The 13,572-nt window shown below is 33.6% G+C and carries 11 protein-coding genes, 1 tRNA gene and 1 pseudogene; 9 read left to right on the forward strand and 4 right to left on the reverse strand.

Features of this window, described 5'->3' with window-relative positions; genetic code table 11:
• Positions 1 to 593 precede the first annotated feature (593 nt).
• Complete coding sequence (locus ACFINS_RS00035; protein ID WP_375705740.1) at positions 594 to 1,100, reverse strand: helix-turn-helix domain-containing protein; 507 nt, start codon at positions 1,098 to 1,100, stop codon at positions 594 to 596.
• 493 nt (positions 1,101 to 1,593) lie between these two features.
• Between ACFINS_RS00035 and ACFINS_RS00040 the strand changes: the two genes are divergently transcribed.
• Both ACFINS_RS00040 and ACFINS_RS00045 read left to right on the forward strand, forming a co-directional pair.
• Positions 1,594 to 2,040, forward strand: coding sequence for a hypothetical protein (locus ACFINS_RS00040; protein WP_375611456.1), 447 nt, complete (start codon positions 1,594 to 1,596; stop codon positions 2,038 to 2,040).
• Positions 2,041 to 2,042: 2 nt separating this feature from the next.
• Positions 2,043 to 2,312: a hypothetical protein gene (locus tag ACFINS_RS00045; protein ID WP_012754562.1), complete on the forward strand. Its 270-nt coding sequence runs from the start codon at positions 2,043 to 2,045 to the stop codon at positions 2,310 to 2,312.
• 318 nt (positions 2,313 to 2,630) lie between these two features.
• Here ACFINS_RS00045 and ACFINS_RS00050 read toward each other — a convergent pair whose 3' ends face one another.
• The gene (locus tag ACFINS_RS00050; protein WP_375638174.1) at positions 2,631 to 3,842 is read right to left on the reverse strand and encodes an MFS transporter; all 1,212 of its coding nucleotides are present in this window, start codon (positions 3,840 to 3,842) and stop codon (positions 2,631 to 2,633) included.
• 848 nt (positions 3,843 to 4,690) lie between these two features.
• Between ACFINS_RS00050 and ACFINS_RS00055 the strand changes: the two genes are divergently transcribed.
• The 7 genes and pseudogenes from ACFINS_RS00055 to ACFINS_RS00085 all read left to right on the forward strand — a co-directional run bounded on the left by ACFINS_RS00055 (position 4,691) and on the right by ACFINS_RS00085 (position 8,809).
• A complete protein-coding gene (locus ACFINS_RS00055; RefSeq protein WP_375611452.1) occupies positions 4,691 to 4,951 on the forward strand; it encodes a hypothetical protein in 261 nt (86 codons plus the stop codon).
• Complete coding sequence (locus tag ACFINS_RS00060; protein ID WP_375611451.1) at positions 4,917 to 5,006, forward strand: YqcI/YcgG family protein; 90 nt, start codon at positions 4,917 to 4,919, stop codon at positions 5,004 to 5,006. The genes ACFINS_RS00055 and ACFINS_RS00060 overlap by 35 nt, the downstream gene beginning before the upstream one ends.
• A 76-nt stretch (positions 5,007 to 5,082) precedes the next feature.
• A pseudogene (locus ACFINS_RS00065) lies at positions 5,083 to 5,256 on the forward strand (YqcI/YcgG family protein); the annotation flags it as partial.
• 1,796 nt (positions 5,257 to 7,052) lie between these two features.
• Positions 7,053 to 7,223 carry a hypothetical protein gene (locus tag ACFINS_RS00070; protein ID WP_375611449.1) on the forward strand — a complete coding sequence of 57 codons (171 nt, stop codon included), beginning with the start codon at positions 7,053 to 7,055 and terminating at the stop codon, positions 7,221 to 7,223.
• A gap of 365 nt (positions 7,224 to 7,588) precedes the next feature.
• The gene (locus ACFINS_RS00075; protein ID WP_375705741.1) at positions 7,589 to 7,912 is read left to right on the forward strand and encodes a hypothetical protein; all 324 of its coding nucleotides are present in this window, start codon (positions 7,589 to 7,591) and stop codon (positions 7,910 to 7,912) included.
• Positions 7,913 to 8,096: 184 nt separating this feature from the next.
• Positions 8,097 to 8,465, forward strand: a complete 369-nt coding sequence (locus tag ACFINS_RS00080; RefSeq protein WP_375705742.1) for a hypothetical protein — start codon at positions 8,097 to 8,099, stop codon at positions 8,463 to 8,465.
• A 53-nt stretch (positions 8,466 to 8,518) separates the two neighbouring features.
• Positions 8,519 to 8,809: a hypothetical protein gene (locus ACFINS_RS00085; protein ID WP_375705743.1), complete on the forward strand. Its 291-nt coding sequence runs from the start codon at positions 8,519 to 8,521 to the stop codon at positions 8,807 to 8,809.
• Between the two features lie 475 nt (positions 8,810 to 9,284).
• Here the strand turns inward: ACFINS_RS00085 and ACFINS_RS00090 are convergent.
• Both ACFINS_RS00090 and ptsP read right to left on the reverse strand, forming a co-directional pair.
• Positions 9,285 to 9,374: transfer RNA gene (locus ACFINS_RS00090), tRNA-Ser, on the reverse strand.
• A 1,257-nt stretch (positions 9,375 to 10,631) separates the two neighbouring features.
• On the reverse strand, positions 10,632 to 13,163 hold the full coding sequence (gene ptsP / locus ACFINS_RS00095) for a phosphoenolpyruvate--protein phosphotransferase (protein ID WP_375611446.1): 2,532 nt from the start codon (positions 13,161 to 13,163) through the stop codon (positions 10,632 to 10,634).
• Between the last annotated feature and the right edge of the window lie 409 nt (positions 13,164 to 13,572).

The following is a 13,572-nucleotide window of genomic DNA, read 5'->3' on the forward strand; positions in this document are numbered from 1 at the left end:
CTCACTTTTTGTTGCGAGGTAAACTGTTTCAATATACTATACATCTCTTTGAAAGAAATCTGTCTTAAATATAATGATGCACGCTCTGTAAAAAGTTTTAACGTACTCATCTTATCATCTTCATAAAAAGACAAAAGCGCATCTATAAATAGTCTTTCGTTCTTCTCTCTTATATATCTGTTACCCTTCTATAGGAACAAAACATCGTCATTGTATTTTCACTATTGTATAAATTTTTTAATATCACAAACCGAAAAGAAGCTGTTTTCTAAACTCTTTCCTCTCACAGAACCCACTGTATTTTCACTGTTGTCCGTATCTTTTCTTCAACCAACAAATATTTCAGGAATGATGCTATACTCGCTTCCTTTTGAATCAATTTTGTTTGTATTGCTACCCGTCGTTCTTTTTATGAACCGTTTCATTTTTAATCAGAACAGTCTATTGATTTATAATGATAGTTTCTCGTTTTTCAGATCGAATAAGAGACTCGAAGATCGTGAGATCTTCACATTCCAAACTTGGTTATACAGCAGAAAATCAAAAAAGTTTTATTTTTTTTAAAGGCTGTTCATTCGTATCTTATGAAATTTCTAGATGTGCTTTTCAGTTTCGATTTTACGCTTTAAATGTAATTTTAAAAGTGGCAAAGTGGCTTCGACTTCTTCTATATCATTGAGGTTTTGAATAAGCTCTTGCAATCTTCCATAAAGCTCTGCTGCTAATTCCGCAACATCTTCAGGAGAAAGTGTTATTTTTGCATCATGATAGGTCGTATAAGCTAAATGTCCAAGCTTTTTCATCAGCCCAACAGGTATCGCTTGCGGTTTAAAACCAGCTGCTTTCGCCTTTGCCATATCTGAAAACATATCACCATTGCCTGTTACTAGCCAATCTAATGAAACACCACAAATTTCTTGATATTTGGAGAGCGCAGAGGCTGTAGGCTCACTTATACCAGTTTCATAAGTTCCTATAGAGCCAGCAGTGATACCAAGATGTTCAGCAAACTGCTTACGCTCTGTAAAACCAAGAGCGTGACGCACTTCACGAAAACGTTTTGCCAACTCAGTTTTAGGTTTTGCTTCCGGACGAGCCAAAAAAACACTCCAAAATCAATATAATTGCTGACTAAATAATTATATTGATTTACATCTATCATTACTGCCCCTTAAGAAGAGCAGTTATCACATACATAACCCCACAAAAACGGATGTTACAGCATCCATTCAAGCAGGAGCGAAAATTATGACAATTACAAAAATGCAATCGCCGTGGTATTTTTCTGAGCTGCGCCCCCTGTAATATAACCTTGGAAAAACTCAAGCCTATCAGAGGCTATTTTCCAGAGTCAAAAACATTTGGACACAGGCCAATGAAAAAACTAAATGCGCCCCTGCCAACTCTATCAGTTTGCATGCCAAGCCAATTCTTGCCAACTGCTTTCTCAAAAGTTGCAGTCATATTCTTTCAAAAGCAAAAAGCCTAATACGATTCTCTTCATTTCATGCTGTGTAATATACCACTGAAATCTTATTACAAAAATATGCTAATGCATTTCCCATAGGTTTTTATAAGGTAAAAAGTTTATCAATGTCTAAAAATCAATATAAAATAGGCAAAATAATTGGTATTCTACAAAAAACGAGATTATCACTCGTTATTAAAAAGTTAGACGTTTACAAACCCTGTTTGCTTATTTTATATATTAATGGCACTGATTTAGCTGTAACTGGCAATAGAGATTTCAGGGTGTTTGGTTTATCGTCAGAATACTCTTCCTCTACGCATATTAAAAGCCTTTTGGCAATGTATTTTAAATGCTATAAATTCTATAGTAAACACATTGCCATCCATATTTACAATTGGGCGCTTCAAAATCTTGGAGTAATAAAATCTTTAATAGGCTTTGATTTAAAAGCGCGTATTTTGCAGAAAATTGACAAAACCATGAGGTTCGTATACATGGCAATTCTAAGTGATGATAGTGGAGTGATACTTAAAAAAGCTGCATGGAAACCCGCAACGTTGAGGAATTAAGCATGACCTCTTTATGCGATAAAGAATTATCTGATACACTGGTTGGTCTTTATGACGACTATCAACGCGGTTTCGACATTGGAGAAGAGCTTAAACTGTGCGTGGATTTGGCGTTATCTCTTGAATTGGAACTCAGTATTCACCGTTTAAGTGAAACAGATGCTGTTTTAAAAAAAGAGATTGTGCAAACCTTGCATCGTCGTAGAAATACTCATTCCAATGAAGATGAAATTGATACAATTTTTCATATGGATTTTGAAAAACAAAAATAATACAATACTCTCCCCATATGATACGATATTACCTCATCGCTTTACTTTCTGCTACGCTTAAACAAAAAACTTTCAAGAAGATTTAAAGTGTTACGTTTTCGTCTTCTTAACAACAGTGAGATGAATTAAAGAAACGCATCAATTCTTTTAGATCATTATCAAAAAATAGAGAGTATTCTCTAGCATACATCAATTTATGCTTTGTTCATTAAGCACCAACTTTTACATTTTCTCAACTCTCCTTTAAAAGCAAAATATGAAATGTGCTGCAGCGTAAATGTTTAAAAATAGCGTATATTGACCACTCTTAAATGTAATTTATTGTTTTTCATGTTTATAAAACAGCACTATGAGTATTCCAACAAACGCAACAATGCTTTGAAAAAAATATATCGATTGAGGTGATATGTTACTGTTATCGCTTGCCATGATGAGATAGACTCCGAGGATCAAGCATCCAGAGATACCATTAAAACTTGCCTGCAATCTTCCTTGGTATTCAGGATCACAAGAGAGTTGTGATAAAGAAATCGAAAGAGCCCAACTCGAAAGTCCAAATCCAATCATAAAGTAAACAGGAAAAACAACAAAATTGTGTGTATTAACAGATAAAATAGCGAGGCCAATAGCCATAAAAGCTAATAAAATGGCTAATGTTTTCCTTATGGATAAAACTTTACAAAGAAGTGGTGAAAAAAACGCACCTGTCAATACACCCATAGAATAAAGCACCTCAAATATTGCAAAGGTCCTGTTATCCGCATGTAAAACCTCTTGTATATAAGGAACGAGAATAACAGGAATGGTCATCAAAAGAGTCATAATAATCATCTGGCTTATATAAGGTACAAAAAGAGCCGGATTCTGTTTAAAATAATGAAGAGATGCTGTATAATTTTCCCACCAATTTTGCTGGTTTTGTTTTTTAGATCTTCGGTTTTTAGGTACCTTCATTGCAAAATTAAATAAACCAGCAATGATAAAGAATATACCACCTATTAGAAGAGTTCCTTTTGTTCCTGCATAGGACAGTATAAATCCACTTAAGCCCATACCTACGATAGTGCCAAGTTCATAAACCATATCGATGGTTGCATTTGCATTGATGAGCTGTTCCTTCAGCACAATACTTTGAATTAAAGAAATAGCTGATGGCATATAAAAAGGAATAAAAATACCCAAAAGAGCAGATAAGACCATCAATTCAATTTCTATACCAAAATGCCAAAGCATTACCCAGCCCACGATTACCAAACCTCTCACAAGATTTGAAATAATAATCTGCGTTTTACGGTTATATTTATCTGCCAATATGCCAAAAATAGGCGCAAAAATAATGCCAGGCGTCCAAAGAAAAAGCATCATCAACGCTACACCACGGATTGAGCCCGTCTGATTGTAAGCAATCCATGACAATGTAATATAATTTAGTCCACTTCCAAATGTAGCAAATAAGCCGCTCAAAGTAAAATAGAGAAAAGTTCTATTTTCAAATAAAGCAATGCGTTCCTTCAAATTTGAAGTGAACATAAATTATCCTCTAAAATGAATACCAGTCGATATGCATGATACATCCTGTTTAAAAACAGGCATTCTTACAATTTTTATTTTAGATCATTAAATTTAAGAAAGCAAAATTTCTTTTTTGAGGCTTTTACAATCTTTGTGCTGTTTTATGATTAATTCTTCTATGAAAACGGAACATTTATGGACAAAAACAAAATTAATATTTTATGTGCGTTTTATTCAGAAGCTACACCTTTATACATCTGTGAAACAATTTTACGGTATGGAAGCTTCACTCACATTATTGTCCTTATTATTCTGTGCACTAAAATATGCTCGAGTATATTCCTCCATGTCGTTCTTCTATCACCACACTTCGTCTCTAAAAGAATAAACATACTATTATCCTCACAATAAATATTGCTAATTTTTCTACTCCCCTTCTCTAAATCTTTTAAAACAAGCCCATTACAGTTAGTTTTCTAATTAAAATATATAACGTGATATTTTTCCTGAGCAGTTAAATTATTGCAATCACATCTCTAAAGTTTCAGATTTAGAGTAAGAATACATAAAGGAGGATTTATCGTGGATAAATTGATTAATAAATGATTTTATTCATAATCAAAAAAACTTATCTATATGATGTCGTATTTGATGATGAATTATCAGCTTTGGAGAGGATTATTCGTAGCAATTTCTTATAAAATACAGCAATTGGGAGGAAAACATGAATTCAGAAGCGCAGTCAATTGAAAATATAGACAAGTATTAAAAATGGAAGCAAGTCATTTTTAAAGAATTCAATACAACCATGAATAACACAATTAGGCCTTTTCTGCCTATTCGGTGTAAATGGATACTCAAAAAATATGCTTAGATTTGGGTTCTACAATAAGTTGACCGCAAAAAATATGATGGAAGACCTGATAACTTATTGCGATAATTATAAAAGTTTTGGAAAAAACACATCTTTTGTTACATTCGAGGAGCCGGCCCCATACAAAGTATCGAAGTTTATAGAGAAAAATTCTGATCTATGCTTAAAAACTTGCGAGATTTTGACAACCGAGAATGACCTAAGTATATACAAAAAATATGTACAATCGTCTATGGGAGTTCTGCTTTCATAGCGAACCTATATTCATAGTTTACAATACCCCGTCTTATATAAACAGAATTAAGTAAGTTCTATATTTATGTTAACTTTCCAGCCTAGGTGGGTTTTTTCTGATCTTCTCTCTACAGAACAAAAAGCAAAAAATGCATTCTCGTTGTAGGAAAAAAGCTTGAACCTTTTGATATTATCACAAAATCTCCTTTTTTAGGAAAATATGGCGCCCCCCAAAATAGAGAATGGACGCAATACTTCCTGCAAGATAATAATATTGAATCCCCACCTTGCCCATATCATATAATGGAGCACGATAATGACTAAATTTTCTAAAATTAAATTAAATAAAAATATCCATGATATATTCAAAATGATGCTTCCAGAGCAAGGATCAATAGAGATACAAAGAGATTTTCCAAAAAAAATACACGATTGGCATATTCACTAGGTCGATGAAACTCTCTTAATTATAGAGGGAGAGTTAGATTTTTTCTATAGCGAAAAACATATAACCTGTACACTAGGAGATATTATACATCTACCTGCCAATACAAGGCACAAATCAATTGCGGCAGATGTAGGATGCATATATGCAATTGCTACAGAAAATCTCACTATTGGAGATATTAGAGATGGGTAACCGCACGCTCTTTAATGGATTCTTTCTCATACAGGATTTTATTCTTTTACTCCTGCTTCCCATAATGCGCCCATAGATTCTGCGGAAAATAAGGCTATGAAATTTACGTCCTCTACCCAAACCAACGTAGAAACTTTTCAGAAACCGCATTTTACAGTACAAAATAGAACGTTATTCTTTAGGAATAAAAAATGGATCAAGCTTAACGGATTAAACAAAAAGGAAATAATTTTGTTTACAGCTTTATTGTCGAGCATTCACGAATGGATTCTGGTATTATCTCTATCTGAAATTCCCTACAAGCATGAAGCAGAAAAGTTATCAAGCATATTTAGTATACCTAATGAAAACTGCTATTACCATGCGTGATGGCTCTAAAATGTAGATGGATTTGAATTTTTAAATAATTTTTAACTCTTGCATCACTTTATTTCCATACTTTTTAAATAATATTCAATAACTTAAGTAAAATAAATATTTTTATTTTGGGTTTTGTTGTGTTGTTAATCTAAAGCATGTGAAGAGAATATATTAAAGAATTAAAATATTTATATATCGAAATTGAAGATGTCCTATTTTACCCAAAAAAGAACTATTATGACATAGGTGAATTTAGCTATTAATCTTTTGTTGCCAACAAGTGGTAAAATGATGCTGAATGTAGAAAAAATTGCATAAGAACCTTTAACAAAAATGATTAAAATTTAGATAGAATTACAAGGTATAAAATAGAATTTATTCCATCAACGCTGCAATTTTTTCTGGTTAATTTATTCTACCAATATCATTAAAGCTTTCTTCTAATGACATCGTCTATCATTGGAGGGAGATATATGATTGTTTTTCGAATTGTGACAGCACAGAAATTTCGTGATTTATTTTGTCCATTAAAAGATGTTTGTTAGTTGAGTAAGTTAAAAAATACATAGCATTCCGTATAATGTAGTGTGTATGTATAAAACTTCTCAGGGTGATCGTGTTATTTGGGAAAGATTTTACAGCAATTACGAGTATCTCTAGAATGAAAAGCACTGATTTTTAGAACAGAGAAAAACATTGATTATAACAGTTTATTAGGCTAAACGCAGAATATTATTCTAATAATTGATGGTTAATTGTAACGGGATAGTTTTTTGATAATCATAAAGAAAAAGGTATAGAGCGTGTTTCTTTTAGTTAAGGAAAAGTATTGCTCATTTTTCTTTCTAAAAGTAAGCAAATTCAAAGATAATTTTTTGTTCTTGTAGTGGTGAGAAAATAATTGTCGAAGTCAGTGAAGGGGAGATTCTAATAGATTGTTACAAAGTTTAATAAAAGTTGGAATACTTAAAAATTCTTAGTTCCTATGATGATTTAAGAATACCAGATTAGGATACGGAGAATTCAAGAGCTCAAAACTTTGTGATAATATTGGTTTAGAATTACATCTTGTTCATTCAGACGAGATGAGCCAATTATTATATGTCACAGAGACATATGGGTGGAAAATTTAAAAAAAGCTTATCCAGAATCTGACTTAAAGGTTATTGGAACTTTAGTAGTAAGATTGGCTTGGTCTCATGTTTCTCAAAAATTAGCAACCAATCTTGTTGTGACTAGACTAAATTTGGAAGATCTGCTCACTGAGCGTTTTTATAATATTATGAAATGATAAAAATATTAATATTTCTTCTTGTCTGGGACATGAAGCCGGTGCTATTTGTATTTATTATCCGTTGCACCATTGTCCGAAATATATTTTAAGTGGTTGTCACTTGAAATATGCCTTGGAAAATTATTTGGCAAGAGAGTGTACCTATATGTATTGGAAAGTAATTTCCTATTATTTGTCTCAATCTATGGGTACAACGTTGCCAAGTATAGAATTCATGCTGACAGATGACTTTCAAAAAATAAGTGCCTATAACGCATTTGAACTAAACTTTTATGAAAAACTGGAATTTAGTACCGAACCATATTCGACAATGGAGAAAATCATAAAATGGCTTGAGTCTCTGTTTAAGAGGGAGGAGGCTATTGCATAATTCTGTTTTTCTTATGATTGTGATTGGTTGTTTGACGAGTTTTTGTGCTAGTGGTGTATTATCTATTGGCCTTTCTTTGTTACAATTCCAAGATACAACGGGAGAAGCGTCTGCTACTTTAAATGTCGTTAATTTAATCGCAATTGGAATTTCTGGCTTATGTTTGGGAAACGTGTTGGCGCACTATCAAGGCTTTATAATTGGGTTTTATAGTCAAATTATTGGCGCTTGTTTATTGTCTTTCTTATTATTTATGAACAATCCAGTACTTATTTTATTTGTATTTTTTTTTACTTGCTCTCTTGATGGGGGCTGATAACCTAAATAACAATAGTGCCTTGAATCAGCTGATTCCAGCTCCCAAACAAAAAGCTGGAATTTTTGCATTTTACACTAGTTGCTGTCAGTTTTTTGTTATTATATCCCCATTGCTTATATATTTTATAATTGCGCATTTGGGGCACAAAATAGCCATAGCCTTTATTGTATTTATCTATCTTTTGAATGCCTGCTTATGGTTTCGTATAAAGTCTATACAACAACTAAACAGAGCAAAAGAGCTATTAAAAAAGCCATCTCAAAAAGCTTATGGAGTTGGGTTCAGGTGCCTTTGGCGGATTTCTGCGTTGCGTTTTTTAACGATTAATCGTATTTTGAATAATTCTCTCTATACGGGGCCTATTGTTTTATTGCCACTTGTTCTTGCTTCTATAACATCAGATAATATAAAATTTACAGCCATTCAAAATTCTATTTTTGCTTTGTCAGCACTGGGTTTTGTGATCAATGGTCTTATCTTATCTTATTATTTACGGAAATTTCCATCTTTAATTCGTTTTTTTGTATGGGGGCACCGGCTTTTGCCGTGATCGCAATCTCTTTTGTTTTATATTTAAATTTTACTCAATATTCCCTTTATATTATGGGATTTTTATTAGGTATTGGGCAATTTTATTTTAGGGTATCGGGAATAACAATTGGACAAGCTATCACACCTAGTGAAAATTTAGCCGAGGTGATTTTGGCAGGCGATGCCAGTGTACGCATCATAACAGCTTTATTCTCTATTGTACTTTTATATGCAGGAAAATTTTTTTCATTTTCTATATTATACGTCCTGTGTGTATTTATAGGCTTTTGCGCCCCTTTATTTATTTTGCACGGACTATCTATTTACATACAAAGCTTAGAGATAAAAGAAAGCGCCGCATGAATGATGTTCAATTATTATATTACGTCAGCCTTTTTTTGATTATCGTATAGATAAAAATTTTGTACAAATATTCATGACATTAATTTTAAATAAACACATTGCGTGAGAAAAGCTGAGGTATTCGTTACCTCTCATGTGGGATAAAACGCATTTAGCGCGTTAATCAACGAAATTGCAAATAGCACTATGATCACCATTAATTCTAAAAGCTCTACCAGAAGTTAGTGATAATGGCAAAAATCCTGTGATGATATTTGAAAAGATCGTTTATACTAGATCAGGTTATCTCAAGATCGAGAGGAGAGGAGCTTAAAAAGTATAAAATTCATGGAAATTCAACAGCAATTTCTAGGTGTACATAATGATAAGCATAGATCGACGCGAACTGGTGAATTGCAAACAATAAAAAATCCTGCAAATGCTGAGCTTTTTAAACTATGTCATATCAAGCATATGAAAGTTCGTTTTAAATTAATGGCGGAGAGAGAGGGATTCGAACCCTCGATATGGTTTCCCATATACACGCGTTCCAGGCGTGCGCCTTCAACCACTCGGCCACCTCTCCAGAAGTTCGCACTATACCCAGAAAGAAATAACGTGCAAGTCTAAACTACACATTCAAAACCCAAAAAACAAATTCATTTATTAAAGTAAGAGCTTTTATCTGTTGAATAACAAGCACATCCCTTCTTTTTAAGAAAAAACTTTTTTCGTGGATAGGTTTGTAGAATACAATAATGAGAATAAAAAGATTGTCACCAGTTATAAACTTTCATGCTCATTTACGCACTTTCTGCTTCACAAAAAAAATACTTCTCTTAAAATTAGCATAAAGCCCATAGTTTTACACAACCAAATAATTAAAATCACTTACTTATACGTCATAGGAAGGGATGGTATGTGGGGGAAGAACATTTTAAGAGAGGATAAGCGGCTCTTATGCATTTTCTTAAATAGCACGAATTTTTGCAACATTGAGAGCTGTAAAATAGTGTGATGGTATCAGTTTTCTCTTTCATAGGATTACATAATAAGCCCTATTCTAAATCCTCTATTCAATTTCACACTTCTATATTTAGTTGATACTAAAGAAAATAAAATTCAGAAAAAACTTTGCATTTTTAATTTAATATGTATGAATATATTTTATTTTCTAAAATGAAAAAATAGTCTCATTTTGATCAAATACAAAATCATAAAAATGCAAACCTGTTTTCATTTTTACCATATATTTTTAAATTCAGCTTTACAGTTTTCAAAATATCTAAAGTAGTCTCCATTATTTAAAAAAATTACGTATTACTTTATACTTTTGATTATCGCATTCTTTAAGCGTGATATGGTCTCATCACAAAACAGAATACTCTAAAAATACTATTTTCTTTCTCATCCACACGTTTGTAAAAAAACATCTCTTAAAGCTTGCCACATCTACCTCATACGGTATCTATGAATGGTATAAAATCTATTGGATAACATCATCTTTCCTTAAATAAAAAGTAAAAGCCAAGTACTATCACGCTATTTGTCGCCTAATGTTACAATATCTATTGCTATTTGAGAGAATGCATAAAAGGAATTTATTCTTTCTTAGAGTGTTTTTATCCATACATTACTCCTCCTTGTAATGTATAAAAGAGTAATTTTTATTAATTAAATATAGAGAAATTTAAAACGAAAAAACCCTACAATATTCAGGGTTCTCATTATGTAAAACGATAAATTACCATTATAAATTAATATACTGTATTAATGTTTTACAACACTAAAGATCTGATTAGTCTGCAAAATGCAGCTCGTTCTTTCCCCTTAATGTTCTTTATTACCTTATATCCTTGCTTAGAGCACGTACAGCTCGTGCAGTTTCACATTGTAATGCTTTTTGTGCTAAAATTTTCATATCTTCAAAACTATGAGTCTGTAAACACGCCTTTACTGGAGAAATATCGCAAGATATCATAGAAAGCTCATTAATTCCCAATCCAGTCAAAATCATTGCACCAAAAGGATCTCCAGCCATACCACCACATACACTCACCCAACACTTATGTTGTGCAGCTCCCTGAATAGTCTGATAAATCATACGCAAAACTGCTGGATCAAGGCTATCAGCTTCAGACACAAGGTACGGATTTTGCCGATCAACAGCCATTGTATACTGTGTTAGGTCATTGGTTCCAATTGAAAAAAAATCAACATGGGCGCTTAATACATCTGCCATAATGGCCGCTGCTGGAACTTCGATCATAATACCAAGTTTTAATTTTGGTGCATCAACATCGTTGCGGATTTCCTCTGCAATCTTTTTTATAGCGACAATCTCTGAAACAGACATGACCATCGGAAACACAATCCATAGATCTCCACCCTCTTTTGCCGCTCGATATAAAGCACGTAATTGAGGCACCAAAAGATCACGTCGACGTAACAAAAGCCGCGTTCCTCGAACACCTAAAAAAGGATTGTCCTCTTTAGATAAATGTAAATGCGTAACCTGTTTATCTCCACCAATATCAAGTGCACGAATAATTAATGGCTTATCTCCTACAGCTGTAATCATCGCCCGATATATATTAAATTGTAGCTCTTCATCTGGAATATATGGATTCTCTAAAAACAAAAATTCCGTGCGCATGAGTCCAACACCTTCAGCCCCTAAATCAAGCGCAACAGGAACCTGATTTGCGTAGTTGACATTAGCCATGATACGAATTCTTTGACCATCTGTCGTTTGCGCTGGTAATCTACATGCATTTATTTCACTGACACGTTTTTGCGCAACAGTATCAATATGCCTTTGAGCATCTTCAACGTCTTCAAGCGTAGGATTAAGGTAAATAAACCCGTTATCGCCATCAATAATAGCCTGAATATCAGACTGAATTGCTAAAATATCATCACCTGCAGCAACAACCATTGGAATACCAAGAGTACGCGCCAAAATAGCTGTATGAGATAATGGACCTCCCCATGCTGTTGCTAATCCTTTTACCCTTGTACAATCAAGTTGTGCTACATCAGAAGGAGAAAGGTCATTTGTAACCAGAATTACACCATGTGGAATATCATTTAAAAAGAACGATCTATAGGATGGATTGATTTCACCTAAAACACGTCGACCAACATCAACTAAATTAACAGCACGTGCTGCTAACAAAGGATTATCTACCTTAAAAAACATATCTGAAAATTGACGAACCGCTCTATCCCAAGACCAAGCGACACCATGACCTTCCGCTATAAAACGACAAGCTTGAGCTATTAAATTTTCATCTTCAAGCAAAACCATTTGCGCAGAAAAAATCGCAGCAGAATCTGCTCCCATACGCACTGTAATATCAGAAATCACAGATGCCATTTTATGTTTTGTTTTTGTAAGAGCATTTTCAAGACATGCTGCACCAGCTGCAAAATCAATTGGCTGATCTATTATGGAAATATCATTTTGCCTTAAAACAAAAATCTTACCAAATGCTAATCCTGAACTCGCTCCAACACCAGAAATGCCTTTTTGCATAGAGCGTGGATACCAACCATGAAAAGCCTTTGTTTGAGATTCCATTGCTCTCATCAGACATTTTTCACTAATACTCACTTTTTTTGCAATAGCAATGGCATCATTGAGAAGTTGTGCTCCTTCTGTAGCATCTGTAGAAAAAATCAGAACATCACCGTTTTTTGCTCCTAATTGCAATAAACCAACCAAATTTTTCATTTCAACGGTATATTGACCATGGCGAACTCTGATAGAGTTTTGAGCCTTTTTCGCAAAATCAACCCATAGAGAAGCTGGTCGTGCATGAAGACCACTTGGATAATCTAAAGTCCATTCCTGACACACCGAAAGGTCACCAATAAAAGTTTTTTCTATCTTCATCTCTTGGTCAAACAAAGTTGTAACAATTTGCTGTTTGTCCATAGTTGTTGCAAGTACTTCAAGCTGTTTTTTATCAAATAAAAGAGACGTCAATTTTTTACAAATTTCTCTATAGCGATCTGGACACGCTGCAATGGCAATAACCAAATATGCTTTCTTGCCATCCTGCCACTCAACACCAGCAGGCACCTGTATAACAGCAACAGCATCCTTGATAATTAAATCACGATTTTCAGCCATACCATGAGGAATGGCTATACCATTTCCAAGCCAAGTATTGGTTGTTTCTTCACGTGCAAGCATACTTGCCAGATAACACTTATCAACTGCACCAACCTGCACAAGCAATTCAGCAGCAGCATAAATTGCATCATTTTTATGATCAAAAGCAGCTGCAAGTTGTACAGATCTTATAGACAAGATTTCACCATCAGTAAAATCTACATTCATTGCTTCTGCTTTCTCATATCTCATCATGAATTCAAATTGCCTCACATTTGAACACCAATATCTCTGATACATTCCTTTTCAAAGCTGCATTTCCCAAAATACAAGCTATAAATACCACCACAGCTCTCTTTATATTTACAGAATATAGCTAAGTGAGGTGCTTAAATACCTCAATATAACCGATAAAACAATTAGATATTATTATCCACCTAAGTGCTTAAAACCATCATAAACAAGTCCGCCTCTTACTCTTTTACTTTACAAAGACAAAACCCCGTTTTTTACAGCACTAATCACCTGAAAAACTATGCTTTCAAAATGCTCTCATTATCCTAAGTTATCCAACATAACTTTTCACTATTCTCCCTACAAGAAAGCATCCTTCCCAATCATCCGTAACTTCAGCTAATATTTTAATTGATTCCTCAAAGTTTAT

Source organism: Bartonella sp. AA2SXKL, from assembly GCF_042197205.1.
Lineage (GTDB): Bacteria > Pseudomonadota > Alphaproteobacteria > Rhizobiales > Rhizobiaceae > Bartonella.